The sequence below is a fragment of the Pseudomonas sp. NFACC51 genome, assembly GCF_900103575.1.
GTDB classification, from domain to species: domain Bacteria; phylum Pseudomonadota; class Gammaproteobacteria; order Pseudomonadales; family Pseudomonadaceae; genus Aquipseudomonas; species Aquipseudomonas fluorescens_Q.
Genome location: NZ_FMXH01000004.1, coordinates 14,214 through 33,189 on the forward strand (window position 1 = coordinate 14,214; position 18,976 = coordinate 33,189).

Annotated in this window: 14 protein-coding genes; 9 read left to right on the forward strand and 5 right to left on the reverse strand. The window is 62.8% G+C overall.

Translation table 11 applies throughout. The features are described 5' to 3' along the window. Positions 1-2: 2 nt before the first annotated feature. From murD to lpxC, 9 genes are all read left to right on the forward strand, one after another. Positions 3-1,349: a UDP-N-acetylmuramoyl-L-alanine--D-glutamate ligase gene (murD, locus tag BLT00_RS09510; protein WP_092146825.1), complete on the forward strand. Its 1,347-nt coding sequence runs from the start codon at positions 3-5 to the stop codon at positions 1,347-1,349. After that, a complete protein-coding gene (ftsW, locus tag BLT00_RS09515; RefSeq protein WP_063324486.1) occupies positions 1,346-2,563 on the forward strand; it encodes a putative lipid II flippase FtsW in 1,218 nt (405 codons plus the stop codon). The genes murD and ftsW overlap by 4 nt, the downstream gene beginning before the upstream one ends. Continuing rightward, positions 2,553-3,623 carry an undecaprenyldiphospho-muramoylpentapeptide beta-N-acetylglucosaminyltransferase gene (gene murG, locus BLT00_RS09520; RefSeq protein ID WP_063324487.1) on the forward strand — a complete coding sequence of 357 codons (1,071 nt, stop codon included), beginning with the start codon at positions 2,553-2,555 and terminating at the stop codon, positions 3,621-3,623. Before ftsW ends, murG begins: the two co-directional genes overlap by 11 nt. Beyond that, a complete protein-coding gene (gene murC, locus BLT00_RS09525) occupies positions 3,616-5,076 on the forward strand; it encodes a UDP-N-acetylmuramate--L-alanine ligase (protein WP_092146827.1) in 1,461 nt (486 codons plus the stop codon). Before murG ends, murC begins: the two co-directional genes overlap by 8 nt. Continuing rightward, complete coding sequence (locus BLT00_RS09530) at positions 5,073-6,038, forward strand: D-alanine--D-alanine ligase (protein ID WP_092146829.1); 966 nt, start codon at positions 5,073-5,075, stop codon at positions 6,036-6,038. The genes murC and BLT00_RS09530 overlap by 4 nt, the downstream gene beginning before the upstream one ends. A gap of 3 nt (positions 6,039-6,041) precedes the next feature. After that, complete coding sequence (locus tag BLT00_RS09535) at positions 6,042-6,908, forward strand: cell division protein FtsQ/DivIB (protein ID WP_063324490.1); 867 nt, start codon at positions 6,042-6,044, stop codon at positions 6,906-6,908. A gap of 15 nt (positions 6,909-6,923) precedes the next feature. Then, positions 6,924-8,183 carry a cell division protein FtsA gene (ftsA, locus tag BLT00_RS09540; protein ID WP_003205342.1) on the forward strand — a complete coding sequence of 420 codons (1,260 nt, stop codon included), beginning with the start codon at positions 6,924-6,926 and terminating at the stop codon, positions 8,181-8,183. 98 nt (positions 8,184-8,281) lie between these two features. Then, the gene (gene ftsZ, locus BLT00_RS09545) at positions 8,282-9,475 is read left to right on the forward strand and encodes a cell division protein FtsZ (RefSeq protein ID WP_063324491.1); all 1,194 of its coding nucleotides are present in this window, start codon (positions 8,282-8,284) and stop codon (positions 9,473-9,475) included. 112 nt (positions 9,476-9,587) lie between these two features. Continuing rightward, complete coding sequence (lpxC, locus tag BLT00_RS09550; protein WP_030139673.1) at positions 9,588-10,499, forward strand: UDP-3-O-acyl-N-acetylglucosamine deacetylase; 912 nt, start codon at positions 9,588-9,590, stop codon at positions 10,497-10,499. Between the two features lie 279 nt (positions 10,500-10,778). On the opposite strand, the gene BLT00_RS09555 is transcribed toward lpxC, so the two are convergent. From BLT00_RS09555 to BLT00_RS09575, 5 genes are all read right to left on the reverse strand, one after another. After that, entirely contained in the window at positions 10,779-12,272 is a 1,494-nt protein-coding gene (locus tag BLT00_RS09555) for a sensor domain-containing diguanylate cyclase (protein ID WP_092146831.1), read from the reverse strand. A 230-nt stretch (positions 12,273-12,502) separates the two neighbouring features. After that, entirely contained in the window at positions 12,503-13,870 is a 1,368-nt protein-coding gene (locus tag BLT00_RS09560) for a heavy metal sensor histidine kinase (RefSeq protein WP_092146833.1), read from the reverse strand. Next, complete coding sequence (locus BLT00_RS09565) at positions 13,857-14,540, reverse strand: heavy metal response regulator transcription factor (protein ID WP_060740762.1); 684 nt, start codon at positions 14,538-14,540, stop codon at positions 13,857-13,859. The genes BLT00_RS09560 and BLT00_RS09565 overlap by 14 nt, the downstream gene beginning before the upstream one ends. A gap of 10 nt (positions 14,541-14,550) precedes the next feature. Continuing rightward, on the reverse strand, positions 14,551-17,667 hold the full coding sequence (locus BLT00_RS09570; RefSeq protein ID WP_092146835.1) for a multidrug efflux RND transporter permease subunit: 3,117 nt from the start codon (positions 17,665-17,667) through the stop codon (positions 14,551-14,553). Further along, positions 17,664-18,821 (reverse strand): efflux RND transporter periplasmic adaptor subunit, encoded by a 1,158-nt coding sequence (locus tag BLT00_RS09575; RefSeq protein WP_092146837.1) that lies wholly within the window; start codon positions 18,819-18,821, stop codon positions 17,664-17,666. Before BLT00_RS09575 ends, BLT00_RS09570 begins: the two co-directional genes overlap by 4 nt. Between the last annotated feature and the right edge of the window lie 155 nt (positions 18,822-18,976).

The window sequence follows — 18,976 nt, forward strand, 5'->3', positions numbered from 1 at the left end:
GAGTGTCCCTGATCGCTTCTGACCACTTCCGCATCGTTGTCGGCCTCGGCAAGAGCGGCATGTCCCTGGTTCGCTTCCTGGCGAGCCGGGGCGTGTCGTTTGCCGTCGCCGATACGCGGGAAAATCCACCTGAGCTGGCCACGCTGCGCCGTGACTATCCCCAGGTGGACGTGCGTTGTGGCGAGCTGGACGTCGAGTTCCTGTGCCGCGCCGATGAGCTCTACGTGAGCCCCGGCCTGGCCCTGGCGACTCCGGCCCTGCAGGCGGCCGCTGCCCGTGGCGTGAGATTGTCCGGCGACATCGAGCTGTTCGCGCGCAACGCCAAGGCGCCGATCGTTGCCATCAGCGGCTCCAACGCCAAGAGCACCGTCACTACCCTGGTGGGCGAGATGGCTGCGGCGGCCGGCAAGCGCGTCGCCGTGGGCGGCAACCTGGGCACCCCGGCGCTGGACCTGCTCAGTGACGACGTCGAGCTGTACGTGATGGAGTTGTCGAGCTTCCAGCTCGAAACCACCGACCACCTGGGCGCCGAAGTGGCGACCGTGCTCAACATCAGCGAAGACCACATGGACCGCTACAGCGGCCTGCCGGCTTATCACCTGGCCAAGCACCGGATCTTCCGTGGTGCCCGGCAAGTGGTGTTCAACCGCCAGGATGCCCTGACTCGTCCATTGTTGGGCGAGGGCATGCCGTGCTGGTCCTTCGGCCTGGGTGTGCCGGACTTCAAAGGCTTCGGGCTGCGTGAGGAGAATGGCGAAAAATACCTGGCCTTCGAATTCCAGAACCTGATGCCGGTGCGCGAACTGAAGATTCGCGGCGCCCACAACCAGGCCAACGCCCTGGCAGCCCTGGCCCTGGGGCATGCGGTCGGCCTGCCGTTCGACGCCATGCTGTCGGCCCTGCGTAGTTTTGCCGGTCTCGAACACCGCTGCCAGTGGGTGCGCAACCTCGATGGCGTGGCCTGGTACAACGACTCCAAGGCCACCAATGTCGGTGCCGCGCTGGCGGCCATCGAAGGGCTGGGGGCGGACATCGCAGGCAAGCTCGTGCTGATCGCCGGCGGCGACGGCAAGGGCGCCGACTTCAAGGACCTGCGCGACCCGGTGGCGGCCAACTGCCGTGCCGTGGTGCTGATGGGCCGCGACCGTGAATTGATCGCCCAGGCGCTCGGCGATGCCGTGCCGCTGGTTCGGGTCGGTTCGCTGGACGAGGCGGTGCAACAGTGCCGCGCCCTTGCGCAACCAGGCGATGCGGTGCTGTTGTCGCCGGCCTGCGCCAGTTTCGACATGTTCAAGAACTATGAAGAGCGCGGGCAGCTGTTCGCCCGGGCCGCGGAGGACTTGGCATGAGCCTGATGAACATCATCAAGCCGTACCCGTCGCCGCTGATCACCGGGCGCGGCATCGACCTGGATTTCCCGATGCTTGCCGGTTGCCTGGCACTGCTGGGCCTGGGCCTGGTGATGATCACGTCCGCCTCGTCGGAAGTGGCCGCCGTGCAGTCGGGCAACACGCTTTATCACATGATCCGCCACCTGATTTACCTGGTGATCGGCCTGGGCGCGTGCATCGTCACCATGATGGTGCCAATCGCTACCTGGCAGCGCCTGGGCTGGATGATGCTGCTCGGTGCCTTCGGCCTGTTGGTGATGGTGCTGGTGCCGGGTATCGGCCGCGAGGTCAACGGCTCGATGCGCTGGATTGGCTTCAGTTTCTTCAACGTGCAGCCTTCGGAGATCGCCAAGGTCTTCGTGGTGATTTTCCTGGCCGGTTACCTGGTGCGTCGCCAGAAAGAAGTGCGCGAGAGCTGGATGGGGTTCTTCAAGCCGTTTATCGTCTTGCTGCCGATGGCGGGCCTGCTGCTGATGGAGCCGGACTTCGGCGCCACGGTGGTGATGATGGGCGCCGCGGCGGCGATGCTGTTCCTCGGTGGGGTCGGGCTGTTTCGTTTCATCCTGATGGTGGCGTTGGCGGTGGCGGCTGTGACCGTGCTGGTCCAGGCGCAACCGTACCGGATGGCGCGCCTGATCACCTTTACCGACCCGTGGGCCGACCAGTTCGGCTCCGGCTATCAATTGACCCAGGCCTTGATTGCCTTCGGTCGCGGCGAATGGCTGGGCGTGGGCCTGGGCAACAGTGTGCAGAAGCAGTTCTACCTGCCGGAAGCCCACACCGACTTCGTGTTCTCGGTCCTGGCCGAAGAGCTGGGCGTGGTCGGCTCCCTGTGCACCGTCGCCCTGTTCGTGTTCGTCTGCGTACGCGGCATGTACATCGGCTTGTGGGCCGAAAAGGCCAAGCAGTTTTTTGCCGCTTACGTGGCGTATGGCTTGTCGTTCCTGTGGATCGGCCAGTTCCTGATCAACATCGGCGTGAACGTTGGCCTGTTGCCGACCAAGGGCCTGACGCTGCCGTTCCTCAGTTATGGCGGCAGTTCCCTGGTGATCTGCTGTGCCTGTCTCGGCCTGTTGCTGCGTATCGAATGGGAGAGCCGAACCCACCTGGGCAGCGAAGAGATGGAGTTTCAAGAGAGCGACTTCGCCGAGGAGCCGATTCATGGGCGCTAACGTGCTGATCATGGCGGGTGGTACCGGCGGGCACGTATTCCCGGCGCTGGCCTGTGCCCGGGAGTTCCAGGCGCGCGGCTACACCGTGCACTGGCTGGGCACGCCACGGGGCATCGAGAACGAACTGGTGCCAGCTGCCGGCCTTGAGCTGCACCGGATCGACGCCAGCGGCCTGCGGGGCAAGGGCAAGTTGTCGTTGCTCAAGGCGCCGCTGATGCTGCTCAAGTCGATCAGGCAGGCGCGGGCGATCATCCGTCGGTTGCGCCCGGTGTGCGTGGTCGGGTTTGGCGGTTATGTGACCGGTCCTGGTGGTGTTGCGGCGAAATTGGCCGGTGTGCCGGTGATCGTTCACGAACAGAACGCCGTGGCCGGTACCGCCAATCGGTTACTGGTGCCGTTGGCCGCCCGGGTCTGTGAAGCCTTTCCCGACACCTTTACCCTGTCGGGCAGCCGCCGCACCACCGGTAATCCGGTGCGTACCGAGCTGTTTTTTGATGCGCCGCGCCCGGCCCTGGCTGGACGCAAGGCACGTCTACTGGTCCTGGGCGGAAGCCTGGGGGCCGAACCGTTGAACAAATTGCTGCCCGAAGCCTTGTCGCAGGTTGCCCCCGAGCTGCGGCCGGAAGTGTTTCACCAGGCTGGCAAAAACCACGATGAAGTGACCGCCGAGCGCTATCGCGCGGCCGGCGTCGAGGCGCAAGTACAGCCTTTCATCAACGACATGGCCCAAGCCTATGGCTGGGCCGACCTGGTGGTCTGCCGCGCAGGCGCGCTGACCATCAGTGAACTGGCTGCCGCCGGTCTGCCCTCGATGCTGGTGCCTTTGCCCCACGCCATCGACGATCACCAGACCCGTAACGCCGATTATTTGGCCCGTGAAGGCGCTGCCTTCCTGATGCCGCAAAGAACGACTGGCGCCGCGGATCTTGCCGCCCGCCTGACAGAGGTTTTGATGCAGCCGCAACGACTTGAAGACATGGCCCGCGCCGCACGCCGCCTGGCCAAACCCGATGCCACGAGCCAAGTGGTCGATACCTGCCTGGAGGTGGCCCATGGTTGAGAATCGCAAAGCCATGCCGCAACCGGAAATGCGCCGTATCCGTCGCATCCACTTCGTCGGTATCGGCGGCGTGGGCATGTGCGGGATTGCCGAAGTGCTGCTGAACCTGGGTTATCAGGTTTCCGGTTCCGACCTGAAAGCCTCCCCGGTCACCGAGCGCCTGGAATCCTTCGGCGCCCAGATATTTATCGGCCACCGTGCCGAGAACGCCGCCAATGCCGACGTGCTGGTGGTTTCCAGTGCCGTGAACACGTCCAACCCGGAAGTCGCCACCGCCCTGGAGCGCCGTATCCCCGTGGTACCACGGGCCGAGATGCTGGCCGAGCTGATGCGTTATCGCCACGGCATCGCCGTCGCCGGTACCCACGGCAAGACCACCACTACCAGCCTGATCGCCTCGGTGTTCGCGGCCGGTGGCCTGGACCCGACCTTCGTGATCGGTGGGCGCCTGAACGCCGCGGGCACCAATGCCCAGCTGGGCACCAGCCGCTACCTGATCGCCGAAGCCGACGAGAGCGATGCGAGCTTCCTGCACCTGCAACCGCTGGTGGCCGTGGTCACCAACATTGACGCCGACCACATGGCGACCTACGACGGCGACTTCAACAAGCTGAAGAAAACCTTCGTCGAATTCCTGCACAACCTGCCGTTCTACGGTTTGGCGGTGGTGTGCCTGGACGACCCGGTGGTGCGTGAAATCCTGCCGCTGATCAAGCGTCCGACCGTGACCTACGGTTTCGGCGAAGACGTCGACGTGCGCGCCATCAACGTGCGCCAGCAGGGCATGCAGACGTTCTTCACCGTACTGCGCCCCGATCGCGAGCCGTTGGATGTGTCGGTGAACATGCCCGGCAACCACAACGTACTCAATGCTTTGGCCACCATCTGCATCGCCACCGACGAAGGCGTCAGCGATGAAGCCATCGTTCAGGGCCTGTCCGGGTTCCAGGGCGTGGGCCGACGTTTCCAGGTCTACGGCGAACTGCCGGTGGACGGCGGCAACGTGATGCTGGTGGACGACTACGGCCACCATCCGACCGAAGTCGCGGCGGTGATCAAGGCCGTGCGCGGTGGTTGGCCGGATCGGCGCCTGGTGATGGTCTACCAGCCGCACCGCTACAGCCGCACTCGCGACCTGTATGACGATTTCGTCCAGGTGCTGGCCGACGCCAACGTGTTGCTGTTGATGGAGGTCTATCCGGCCGGTGAAGAACCGATCCCGGGGGCCGACAGCCGTCAGCTGTGCCACAGCATCCGCCAGCGCGGTCAGTTGGACCCGATCTACATCGAGCGCGGCGTGGAGTTGGCACCGCTGGTCAAGCCGCTGCTGCGCGCCGGCGACATCCTGCTGTGCCAGGGTGCCGGTGACATTGGTGGCCTGGCCCCGAAACTGTTGAAAAGTCCGTTATTCGCCGGAGCAATCGTGGCCTCCAGCGAGGGGAAACTGAAATGACTGCTGCCTACGCCAACCTGGTCTCGACCCTTGACCCGAAAGCCTTCGGCCGCGTTGCCGTGCTGTTCGGCGGCAAGAGCGCCGAGCGCGAGGTATCCCTCAAGTCCGGTAACGCCGTGCTGCAAGCCCTGCAAAGCGCCGGTGTCGACGCATTCGGCATCGACGTGGGCGACGATTTCCTGCAGCGCCTGCTGAGCGAAAAAATCGACCGCGCGTTCATCATTCTCCACGGCCGCGGCGGTGAAGACGGCAGCATGCAGGGCCTGCTTGAATGCCTGGGTATTCCCTACACCGGCAGCGGCATCCTGGCTTCCGCCCTGGCGATGGACAAACTGCGCACCAAGCAGGTCTGGCACAGCCTTGGCATCCCGACACCGCGTCACGCCGTGCTGGCGTCCGAGGCCGATTGTATTTCGGCGGCCACGGAACTGGGCTTCCCTTTGATCGTCAAACCGGCCCATGAAGGTTCAAGTATCGGCATGGCGAAAGTGAATTCGCTGCCTGAGTTGACCGCGGCATGGAAAGACGCCAGTTCCTACGATTCGCAAGTGTTGGTCGAACAATGGATCTCCGGTCCCGAGTTCACCATCGCCACCCTGCGTGACCAGGTGTTGCCCCCGATTGCGCTGGGCACGCCCCACACGTTCTACGACTACGACGCCAAGTACATCGCCAACGATACCCAGTACCGCATTCCCTGTGGGCTGGACGCTGCCAAGGAAAAAGAACTGATGGACCTCACGGCCAAGGCCTGTGAGGCGCTGGGTATCGCCGGTTGGGGCAGGGCAGACGTGATGCAGGACGCCGATGGGCAGTTCTGGTTCCTGGAAGTCAACACCGCGCCTGGCATGACCGACCACAGCCTGGTGCCGATGGCGGCTCGCGCCGCCGGTCTGGATTTCCAGCAACTGGTGGTGTCGATCCTGGCCGCCAGTGTCGGCCATCAAGAGCCAAGAGGTTAAGCCATGCAAGGCGCATCGCTTCGTCATCAGCCATCCGCACCCGGTCGCAAGCCGGTGCCGCGGGGTGCCAGCCGAATGGTGGCCAAAGAGCCGATGTCGGCGCGCTTGCCGAAAGCCAATTTTGGTTTTCTCAAGAGCTTGTTCTGGCCGGTGCTGCTGGTGGCGTTGGGGTTCGGTACGTATGAAGGCGCGCAACGGTTGCTGCCTTATGCCGACCGGCCGATCGCCCGGATCAACGTCCAGGGCGACCTGAGCTACATCAGCCAGCAGGCCGTGCAGCAGCGGATCGCTCCGTTCGTCGCGTCGAGTTTCTTCACCATCGACCTGGCGGGCATGCGCAAAGAACTGGAGCAGATGCCTTGGATCGCCCACGCCGAAGTCCGCCGGGTGTGGCCCGACCAGGTGTCGATCCGCCTGGAAGAGCAATTGCCGGTGGCCCGTTGGGGCGACGAGTCGTTGTTGAACAACCAGGGCCAGGCGTTTACGCCGCGGGAACTGGCCAACTATGAACATTTGCCACAACTGTTCGGTCCACAGCGGGCCCAGCAGCAAGTGATGCAGCAGTACCAGGTGTTGAGCCAGATGTTGCGGCCATTGGGCTTCTCCATCGCGCGCCTGGAATTGCGTGAGCGCGGCAGTTGGTTCCTGACCACTGGCGCGGGCAGCTCGGGACCGGGCATCGAGCTGTTGCTCGGGCGCGGCAACCTGGTGGAAAAGATGCGCCGCTTCATCGCCATCTATGACAAGACGCTCAAAGAACAGATTACGAACATTGCGCGCATCGATCTGCGCTATGCCAACGGCCTGGCCGTTGGCTGGCGGGAACCTGTAGCGCCGACGACGGCCGAACCCGCCGTCGCGAAGAATTAAGAAGAGGCAGGACCCATGGCAAACGTGCAAAGCGGGAAAATGATCGTCGGTCTTGATATCGGCACTTCCAAGGTGGTGGCGCTGGTAGGCGAAGTCGCGGACGACGGCACGCTGGTCATCGTCGGGATCGGTACACACCCGTCCCGTGGCTTGAAAAAAGGCGTGGTGGTGAACATCGAGTCCACCGTGCAATCGATCCAGCGCGCCATCGAAGAGGCGCAGTTGATGGCCGGTTGCCGGATCCACTCGGCGTTCGTCGGCGTGGCGGGCAATCACATCCGCAGCCTGAACTCCCACGGCATCGTGGCGATTCGTGATCGCGAAGTCAGCTCCGCCGACCTTGAGCGCGTGCTCGACGCGGCCCAGGCCGTGGCGATCCCGGCGGACCAGCGTGTGTTGCACACCCTGCCGCAGGATTACGTGATCGATAACCAGGAAGGCGTGCGTGAGCCCCTGGGCATGTCCGGCGTGCGCCTGGAAGCCAAGGTCCACGTGGTGACCTGTGCAGTGAACGCGGCGCAGAACATCGAGAAATGCGTGCGCCGCTGCGGCCTGGAAATCGACGACATCATCCTCGAGCAACTGGCCTCGGCCTACTCGGTGCTGACCGACGACGAGAAAGAACTGGGCGTATGCCTGGTGGACATCGGCGGCGGCACCACCGACATCGCGATCTTCACCGAAGGCGCCATTCGCCACACGGCGGTGATCCCGATTGCCGGTGACCAGGTGACCAACGACATCGCCATGGCGTTGCGTACCCCGACCCAATACGCCGAGGAAATCAAGATCCGTTACGCCTGTGCCTTGGCGAAGCTGGCGGGTGCCGGTGAAACCATCAAGGTGCCGAGTGTCGGCGACCGTCCACCGCGCGAACTGTCGCGCCAGGCCCTGGCCGAAGTGGTCGAGCCGCGCTACGACGAGCTGTTCACGCTGATCCAGGCCGAACTGCGCCGCAGTGGCTACGAAGACCTGATCCCGGCCGGCATCGTGCTGACCGGCGGTACGTCGAAGATGGAAGGCGCGGTCGAGCTGGCCGAAGAGATTTTCCACATGCCGGTGCGCCTGGGCGTGCCCCATGGCGTCAAGGGCCTGGATGACGTGGTCCGCAACCCGATCTATTCCACTGGCGTGGGCCTGTTGATGTACGGCCTGCAGAAGCAGTCCGACGGGATTTCGTTCTCAGGCATCGGCAGCCGCGACAGCTATAGCAGCGACGAGCCGAAGGCTCCCCTGTTCGAGCGGCTCCAGGCTTGGGTCAAAGGCAACTTTTAAACAGTTTCAAAGCTTCAAGCGGCAGGTTTCAGGCTTGGCGCTGGAAGACGCAGCAAACGCAGTAGGCGAAAAAACTAGAGAATGAAAGGAGAGGGAAAATGTTCGAACTCGTAGACAACATCCCCGCTAGCCCGGTTATCAAAGTAATCGGTGTCGGCGGTGGCGGCGGCAACGCTGTCAACCACATGGTCAAGAGCAACATTGAAGGCGTTGAATTCATCTGCGCCAACACTGATGCCCAGGCGCTGAAATCCATCGGCGCGCGGACCATCCTGCAACTGGGCACTGGCGTGACCAAAGGCCTGGGCGCCGGCGCCAACCCTGAAGTCGGTCGTCAGGCCGCTCTCGAAGACCGTGAGCGTATCGCTGAAGTCCTGCAAGGCACCAACATGGTGTTCATCACCACGGGCATGGGTGGCGGTACCGGTACCGGTGCGGCGCCAATCATTGCCGAAGTGGCCAAGGAAATGGGGATCCTCACCGTTGCGGTGGTGACTCGTCCGTTCCCGTTCGAAGGCCGCAAGCGCATGCAGATCGCCGACGAAGGTATCCGTCTGCTGTCTGAAAGCGTCGACTCGTTGATCACCATCCCCAACGAGAAGCTGCTGACCATCCTCGGTAAAGACGCCAGCCTGCTGTCGGCTTTCGCCAAGGCTGACGATGTACTGGCCGGTGCCGTTCGCGGTATCTCCGACATCATCAAGCGTCCGGGCATGATCAACGTCGACTTTGCCGACGTACGGACGGTCATGAGCGAAATGGGCATGGCGATGATGGGCACTGGCTGCGCCAGCGGTCCGAACCGTGCACGCGAGGCCACCGAAGCGGCCATTCGCAACCCGTTGCTCGAAGACGTGAACCTGCAAGGTGCGCGTGGCATCCTGGTGAACATCACCGCCGGTCCTGACCTGTCCCTGGGTGAGTACTCCGACGTGGGTAGCATCATCGAAGCCTTCGCTTCCGAGCACGCGATGGTCAAGGTCGGTACCGTTATCGATCCGGACATGCGCGACGAGCTGCACGTCACCGTGGTTGCCACCGGTCTGGGCGCCAAAATCGAGAAGCCTGTGAAGGTCATCGACAACACCGTTCACACTTCCATGGCTTCGCAACCGCAACAACAAGTGTCTGCCCGTCAGGAAGCGCCTGCGGTGAACTACCGTGACCTGGACCGTCCGACCGTCATGCGCAACCAGGCCCAGGCCGGTACTGCGACTGCCGCGAAGATGAATCCGCAAGACGATCTGGATTACCTGGACATCCCGGCTTTCCTGCGTCGTCAGGCCGATTGATGAAATGTATCAGGGGGATACGGGTGATTGGTGTTCAGCAAAGGTCTGGTCTGCTATCATCGCCAGCCTTTGTTGATACCAGTTCGCAATTTGCGCTGAAGCGGCCCATGCCATGATTAAACAACGCACCCTGAAGAATATTATCCGTGCCACAGGTGTCGGCTTGCACTCCGGCGAGAAGGTCTACCTGACCCTCAAGCCCGCGCCTGTCGATACCGGCATTGTGTTTTGTCGTGCCGACCTCGACCCTGTGGTGCAGATTCCTGCTCGCGCGGAAAACGTTGGTGAAACCACTATGTCGACCACTCTGGTCAACGGTGACACCAAAGTGGATACGGTGGAGCATTTGCTCTCGGCCATGGCTGGCCTGGGCATCGATAACGCCTACGTCGAGCTCTCCGCGTCCGAAGTCCCGATCATGGATGGCAGTGCCGGACCCTTCGTATTCCTGATTCAATCGGCTGGCCTGGAAGAGCAGGACGCAGCCAAGAAGTTCATCCGCATCCTGCGGGAAGTGACCGTGGAAGACGGCGACAAGCGCGCCACTTTCGTCCCTTTCGAAGGTTTCAAGGTGAGCTTCGAGATCGATTTCGATCACCCGGTTTTCCGTGACCGCACCCAGAGTGCAAGCGTGGATTTTTCCAGCACTTCGTTCGTAAAAGAAGTCAGCCGCGCCCGTACCTTCGGTTTCATGAGTGACATCGAGTACCTGCGCAAGCACAACCTCGCACTCGGCGGCAGTGTTGAAAACGCGATCGTGGTCGATTCCGATGGTGTATTGAACGAAGACGGCCTTCGTTATGAAGACGAATTCGTCAAGCACAAGATCCTCGATGCAATCGGCGACCTCTACCTGCTGGGCAATAGCCTGATTGGTGAGTTCAAGGGCTTCAAGTCCGGCCATGCACTGAACAACCAGCTGCTGCGCAAGTTGATTGAGCAGAAAGATGCTTGGGAAGTCGTGACGTTCGAAGACGCCAGCACCGCACCAATCTCCTACATGCGCCCTGTTGCGGCCGTGTAGGCAAAAAAACCTCTCTAGTTTTTGAAGGCTGCCTTTGGGTGGCCTTTTTTTATGGTCGGGTGTTTCTTCGGGAGCGATGCGGGAACCTGTGGCGAGGGAGCTTGCTCCCGCTAGGGCGCGCAGCGGCCCCAGAACCTGACAACCCGGTGTGTCAGGTAAATTGAGTTGACTGCCTTGGGGGCTGCTGCGCAGCCCAGCGGGAGCAAGCTCCCTCGCCACAGAGAGCACCATGTTCATGCACAGAGGGCGTCATGCCCATCGCCTTTGGGTGCTCCGGTGTCACATCGCGCAAACCACACGATTACGCCCACTGGCCTTGGCCTGGTAAAGCGCCTTGTCCGCAGCGAACAAGAGTTGTTTGAGTTCGCTGTACGGTCCCTGAGTCCAAGTGGCGATGCCGATACTGACCGTCATGGGCGCTCCTCCCTCGGACACAGATGGCAGTTGTTCGACCGCGTTGCGAATATGCTGGGCCATGGTGAAGGCGCCAGCGGTGGTGGTCTCCGGCAGCACCACCGAGAACTCCTCACCGCCATAGCGCGCCGCCAGGTCGGCGGGGCGTCGGACATGCTGGCCGATCAATTGCGCCAAGGTGCGCAGGGCCTCGTCACCCTTTTGATGACCATGGCGATCATTGAACGCCTTGAAATGATCAGCATCGATCATCAGCACAGACAACGGTTGGCCCGAACGTTGGGCGCGCAGCCATTCCTGTTGCAACGTCTCGTCCAGTGTTCGTCGATTGGCCAGTCCTGTGAGGGCGTCGATGGACGCCAGTTGGGCCAATTCCCGTTCAGCTCTGTAGCGGCGTCGCAATTCGCGGCGTAGCAGCCAGGTAAGCCAGAGCAAACCGATGCACAGCGCGCCGGTGGCACCGCTGACCAACAACGCCGTGCGTTGCCATGAGGCGAAGACCTCTTGGTAGGAGAGCGCTACCACGACAATCAATGGCAGGTCGCCCACCTGGGAAAAGGTGTAGAGCCGCTGTGTCTGATCAACACTGGAGATGCCGGTAAAACTGCCGTTACCTTCTCGCAGGATGCGTACGAAGTTCGGTCGGTTGCTGAAGTCCTTGCCGATCATGTCGTCGGCCAGGGGCGGTTCCTGGGCCAACAGAATCCCATCGCGGCTGATCAGGTTGACCGTCCCGTGGCCGATGTTCAGGCTTTTGAACAACTGGCTGAAGTAGTTCAGGCGCATTGCGGCCTCGGCCACGCCCATGAACTCACCCCGCTCGTCGCTCAGTCGATAGCTGAAACTGATGCGCCAATCGTGGGCGGCACTCCTGGAGCGGAACGGGCGACTGATCATCATGCCCAGACTCGGGTCCTGGACATGGGACTGGAAATATTCCCGGTCGGCGTAATTGCCTTTGCGCGGTTCGAGCGAGGCGGAGTCGGCGATTACATCGCCACGCTTGTCGAGCAGCAGGATGTCGCCTTTGTAGGGGGCGGCGGTGGCGCGGTCGAACAGCGCCAGATGGCGAATCGCCGGCGAAACGTCTTTCAGGTCGTCGCGTTTGGCGGCGGCGGCCAAACCTTGCAGCGACAGATCGTAGAGCTCCACGTTACGCAGCACATCGGCGTCAATCAATTGCACGATATTGGTCGCCGCACGGGTCGCCGCCTCTTGTGCGGCGGCATGTTCGCGGATCAACAGAAACGTCACGATGCTCAGGATGGCAATGACAACCAGTGAGCTGGCCACTACGAATACCCGTTCCGAACGTCTCGAAAGCGGGGTGTTGCCGGGTGTCGCACTGCGCGCGCTCATGGTTCCGATGTCTGCATTGTCATGTGGCTGGGGTCCGTCCCAAAGGGTTGCAAACCGGCAATGAACCAGATGCTGGCCTTTTGCTGATTGTGCTTGGATCAATGAGAGCGGGCAATCAGTGTTTGCGCAATAACTGGGTAGGAGCTGCCGAAGGCTGCGATCTGTCGATTTTGATCGAGTTGGCTTTCGCCCAGCATTCAATGCTGGAAAGATCGAACCTTGTGAAGGCCTCAGGCTGGCAAGCGGATCCCGAACGTGTTGGCACCCTGGTCGCTGCGCACGAACACATCGCCACCGTGCATCAGTGCAATGGCCTTGACGATGGCCAGCCCCAGTCCATGGTTGGCGCCACTGTTGCTGCGCGAGGCATCGACGCGATAGAAACGTTCGAACAGGCGTGGCAAGTGCTCGCCGGCGATCGGTTCGCCGGGGTTGGTGACCGCGAGGGTGATCTGGTCGCCAAGGGCTTCGATGTGCACGTCGATCACTTGCCCGGGCGCGGTGTGTTGTACGGCGTTGCTCAGCAGGTTGATCAGCGCCCGTCGCAAGTGGGCGATCTCGATGTTGGCCTGGGCATCGCCGCTGACCCGGACCTGGACCTGGGCATCTTCCAGTATGAAGTCCAGGTAATCGAGGGTGGTCGCCACTTCGCCGGCCAGGGATGCGCTGGTCAACTTGGTGGCCTTGCTGCCTTGGTCGGCGCTGGCCAGGAACAGCATGTCGTTGATGATCGAACGCAGCCGCTCCAACTCCTCGAGATTCGATTGCAGCACTTCGAAGTAGTGTTCGGCCGAGCGTCCACGGGTCAACGCAACCTGGGTCTGGCCGATCAGGTTGGTCAGGGGCGAGCGCAATTCATGGGCGACGTCGGCGTTGAACGATTCCAGCCGCGAGTAAGCCTGTTCGACCCGGTCGAGGGTGGCGTTGAAGGAACTGACGAACTGGCTCAGCTCCGGCGGCAAGGGCGACAGATGCAAGCGCCCGGACAGGCGGGGCGGGGCCAGGCGTCGGGCTTCATCGGACAGCTTGATCAGAGGTTTGAGGCCGATGCGCGCGACCCAGTAGCCCAGCAACGAAGCGAGGAGCACACCGACAATCGCCAGGCTCACCAGCGCCACCAGCAGGCGATGCTGGGTCTGGTAGAAGGTCTGGGTGTCGATGCCGATCATGAAGCGCAGCGGCGGGCGTTGGTCCTTGGCCGGGAATTGGCTCACCAATACTTTCATCGGGTAGTCCCGATGGGACAAGGTCAGGTCGCGCTTCCCCAGGGCGCCTTGGGCAAAGGCACGGATCTGTGCATCGGGAGCGCCGTATTCAAAGCGCGGATCGTCGCTGACGATCCAGAAATGGATGCGTTTGTCTTCTTCACCGAGCAGTCGCAGCTTGTTGTTGATCTTCACCCAGTGTTCAGGCGTGCCGTAGCGGCCAACGGTGGACTCCAGGACACTGTAGCGGGCATCGAGCTCGGCTTCGGGCAACAGGCCCAGGCCCTTGCCGACCTGCTGGTATAAAGCGCCACCGATCAACAGGAACACCAGCGCCGCCACCAGCGTGAACATGCCGCTCAGGCGCAGGGCGATGCTGTCAGGGACGCTCATCGCTGCGACTCTCCAGCACATAACCCATGCCGCGAATGGTGTGCAGCAACTTCTGTTCGAATGGCCCGTCGAGTTTGGCCCGCAAGCGTTTGATCGCCACTTCCACCACGTTGGCGTCACTGTCGAAGTTGATGTCCCAGACCATTTCGGCAATGGCGGTTTTCGAGAGGATTTCACCCTGGCGGCGGGCCAGGACGCTGAGCAGGGAGAACTCCTTGGCCGTCAGGTCCAGGCGCTGGCCGGCCCGTGTGGCCTTGCGGCTGATCAGGTCGATCCACAGGTCGGCGATGCTCACCTGCACCGGTTCATGGCCGCCGCTGCGGCGGGTCAGGGCTTGCAGGCGGGCCACCAGTTCGAGGAAAGAGAAAGGTTTGCCCAGGTAGTCATCGGCGCCGTCGCGCAGGCCCTTGATGCGGTCCTCGACCCGTTCCCGGGCGGTGAGCATGATCACCGGTGTCTGCTTGCGGGCGCGTAGGGCCCGCAGTACGCCGAAGCCGTCCAGGCCCGGCAGCATCACGTCGAGCACGATCACCGCATAGTCGGTTTCCAGGGCCAGGTGCAGCCCCTCGATGCCGTCCGGCGCCACGTCCACGGTATAGCCCTGTTCGGTCAGGCCGCGGTGCAGGTAGTCCGCGGTTTTTTCTTCGTCTTCGATAATCAGAACGCGCATGGCCCCTGCCTCAGTGGTCTGTGCTCGCCAGCGCCGCCGTCGGCGCCGACCCTGGCTGATGGGCGGGCCGATGGAACAGTCGCTCCAGCCACAAGTATATGACCGGTGTGGTGAACAGCGTCAGCGCCTGGCTCACCAGCAGGCCGCCCACCACCGCGATGCCCAGGGGCTGGCGCAGCTCCGCGCCGGGGCCATAGCCGAGCATCAGCGGCAAGGCGCCGAGCAGGGCGGCCAGGGTGGTCATCATGATCGGCCGGAAGCGTGTCAGGCACGCCTGGAAAATCGCCTCCTGGGGCGCCAACCCTTTGTTGCGCTGGGCGTCGAGGGCGAAGTCGATCATCAGGATGCCGTTCTTCTTGACGATCCCGATCAGCAGCACCAGCCCGATCAGCGCCATGATCGAAAAATCCTGGCCCAGCAGCCAGAGCATGATCAGCGCGCCGAGACCGGCCGAGGGCAGGGTGGAGATGATCGTCAACGGGTGCACGAAGCTCTCGTAGAGCACGCCGAGGATGATGTACACGGCCACCAGCGCGGCGAGGATCAGCCATGGCTGGCTCGCCAGCGAGCTCTGGAAGGCCTGGGCCGCGCCCTGGAAATTACCGGTGATGGCGGCGGGCATGCCGATTTCGTTCTTCGCCTGGTCGAGCAGGCGCACCGCGTCTCCCAGGGCGACGCCGGGCGCCAGGTTGAACGACAGGTTGGCGGCGGGGAACATGCCGTCGTGGGCAATCGACAGCGGGCCGTTGCTCGGCGCATCGAAGCGGGCCAGGGCCGAGAGCGGCACCATTTCCCCACTCAGGGGGGAACGCAGGTAGAAATACGCCAGGCTTTCGGCCTTGCCCCGCTGCGCGGTATCGAGTTCCAGGATCACGTTGTACTGGTTGGTCTCGGTCTGGAATTCATTGATCTGCCGTTGGCCGAAGGCGTCGTACAGGGCCTGGTCGACATCGGTGGCGGTGAGGCCGAAGCGCGCTGCCGCGCTGCGGTCGATGTTGATGTGGGTGATGCTGCCGCCCAGTTGCAGGTCGTTGGAGATGTCACGGAACGCCGGGTTGCCGCGCAGCTTGTCGGTGAGTTTTTGCGTCCAGGCGTTGAGGCTCGGCCCGTCGTTGCTCTTGAGCACGTATTGATATTGGGCGCGACTGGGGCCGGAGCTGAGGTTGATGTCCTGACCGGCCCTGAGGTACAGCACTACACCGGGGATATTCAGCAATTGCGGGCGGATTCGGTCGATGAAGCCGCTGGCCGACACGTCACGCTCGCTCCGGGGCTTGAGGGCGATCCAGAAACGGCCGTTGGCGATGGTCTGGTTATTGCCCGAAACACCGACGGAATGGGAGAAGGTCTGCACCGCCGGGTCGGCGGCGACGATGTCGGCCAGGGCCTTGTGTTTGGCGACCATGTCCGGGAACGACACATCGGCGGCGGCTTCGCTGGTGCCCAGTACCAGGCCGGTGTCCTGTACCGGAAAGAACCCCTTGGGAATGAACACGTAGCCCACCACCGCCAGTGCCAGGGTCAGGCCGAACACGCCTATCATCAGTTTTTGATGGGCCAGGGCCCGACGCAGGCCGTGCTCGTACCAGCCCAGCAGACGCTCGCCGAATCCCATCTTGCTGTGGGCATGATGTACCGGGGCGCGCATGAACAGCGCGGCCAGGGTCGGTGCCAGGGTGAGCGACACCACCACCGAAATCAGAATGGTCGAGGTGGCGGTCAGGGCAAACTCCTTGAACAGGCGCCCGACCACACCGCCCATGAACAGCAGTGGAATGAATGCCGCTACCAGCGAGAAGCTGATGGAGACCACGGTGAAACCGATCTCACCCGCTCCCTTGATCGCCGCTTCGCGCATGCCGTCGCCGGCTTCCAGATGCCGGTGGATGTTCTCCACCACCACAATCGCGTCGTCCACCACGAACCCGACCGAGATGACGATTGCCACCAGGGTCAGGTTGTTCAGGCTGAAGCCCATCACGTACATCAGGGCGAAACTGGCGATCAGCGACACCCCCAGCACCGCCGAGACAATCAGGGTTGCCGAGAGCTGGCGCAGGAACAGCGCCATCACCGCGACAACCAGCAGCACCGCGATCAGCAAGGTGATCTCCACTTCGTGCAACGAGGCGCGGATAGTCTGGGTGCGGTCGATCAGTACCTTGACCTGTATGGCAGCGGGCAGCATGGCTTGCAGGGTGGGCAGGGCCGCCTGGATGCGGTCGACGGTCTCGACGATGTTCGCCCCTGGTTGCCGGAAGATCACCAGGTTGACCCCTGGTTCGCTGTCGGACCAGGCCTGGACGTAGGCGTTTTCCGAGCCGTTGACGACCTTGGCGATGTCCTTGAGGTGAACCGGTGCGCCGTCCTTGTAGGACACGATCAGCTCACCGTACTCCTCAGGCTGGAACAGCTGGTCGTTGGTGGACAGGGTGGAAATGCTCGAATCGCCGTACAGGGCGCCCTTGGCCAGGTTGAGGCTGGCCTGCTGGAGCGCCAGGCGGATGTCCGCCAGGGTCAGGCCGATGGCGGCGAGTCGATCAGCCGAGGCCTGGACCCGGATCGCCGGACGCTGCTGGCCGGTGATGTAGATTTGTCCTACGCCGTCGATCTGGCTGATCTGGCGCGAGAGCAGGGTTTCGACGTAGTCGCTCAGCTCGGTGCCGGGCATCAGGGAGGAGCTGATGCTGAGGATCAACACCGGGCTGTCGGCGGGGTTGACCTTGCGCCAGGTCGGCAGGTTCGGCATGTCGTTGGGCAGTTTGCCGGCGGCGGTGTTGATCGCCGCCTGCACTTCCTGGGCGGCGGTGTCGATGCTTTTATCGAGGCTGAATTGCAGGATCAGGTTGGTCGAGCCCAGGGCGCTGCTGGAGGTCATCTGGGTGATGCCGGGGATGGCACTGAATTGCACTTCCAGCGGCGTCGCCACTGACGAGGCCATGGTTTCGGGGCTGGCCCCGGGCAACTGGGCGTTGACCTGGATGGTCGGGAATTCGGCTTCCGGCAACGGCGCGACGGGCAGGCGAGGAAACGCGATCATCCCCAGCAGCACCAGGGCGAACGTCAGCAGCACCGTGGCGATGGGGTGGTCGATGCACCACGCTGAAACCGAGCCGCGGCCCTTCACGGTTGCGGCTCCGCGGTCTTGGCCAGGGCGGGCGGGGCACTGAGCACCTGGATGTGGCTGCCCGGCTTGAGCCGTGACTGACCATCGCTCACCAGTTGATCGCCAGCGTTCACCCCTTTGATGATGTGTATGTCGCTGTCCTGGTAAACCATGACCACCGGCACGCTCTCGACCTTGTCGCCCTTGATCCGGTACACGAAGTGTTGCTCCAGCCCGCGCTGGACCACGGAGGGAGGCACCACCAGGGCGTCCTTGTCGAGGGCGGTCTGGATCTTCAGCGTCACCAGTTGCCCGGGCCACAGCCGTTGCGCGGCGTTGTCGAATTCAGCCTTGGCCCGCAGGGTTCCGGTGTTGGCGTTGATCTGGTTGTCGATGAGGCTCAGGCGCCCCTCGCCGAGCAGTTCCCCGCTAGCGCCATCGGCACCGAGATAGGCCTTGACCAAGGCTTGCTCGGGCGCCGCGATCAAGCGTTGCAAGGTGGGCAGCATTTGCTGGGGCAGGGAGAACTCCACGGCGATCGGGTCGATCTGGGTCACCGTGAACAGGCCATCGGCGTCGCTGGTGCGCAGGAAGTTGCCTTCATCCACATTGCGAATGCCGACGCGACCGCTCACTGGGGAGCGGATCTGGGTGTAGGACAGTTGCACCTGAGCCGAGTCGATGGCCGCCTGGTTACCCTGGGCGGTGGCCTTGAGCTGGTTGACCAGCGCCTGCTGCTGGTCGTAGGTCTGCTTCGAGACGCCGTCATCGACGCTCAGCAATTTGTAGCGCTTGAGATTGACCTGGGCCACCGCCAACTGCGCCTGGCTCTCGCCGAGCTGGGCCCGGGCCTGGTCGAGGCTGGCGCGGATCGAACGATCGTCGATGGTCGCCAGCAGGTCACCTTTCTTGACCAGTTGCCCTTCCTTGACCAGCAGCCGGGTGAGGATGCCGTCGATCTGCGGCCGGATGACCACGCTGTGCAGCGACAGGACCGTACCGATGCCGCTGGCAAAGCGCGGCACATCCTTTTGCACCACGCTGACGACCCGCACCGGAACGGCGGCGGGAGCGCTGGGCTTGGCGGTCACGGGCCTGAGCACAAACCAGAGGACAAGGGCCGCCAGGGCGACCAACAGCACGACGAGCAGGACGGTTTTCTTCTGGGTGTGCATGAATATGAAGGGCCGGTTCGGGACACAGGAGTTTGAGCTTTCTTATATAGCGTTACGAGCCGGTCAGGAAGGTGACGGCTAACTGACAGGCTTGTCAGTTTTGTCCTGGCTTGCCGTCAGATGAATGTCGTGCCAATGAAACTGCCCTGCGCGCG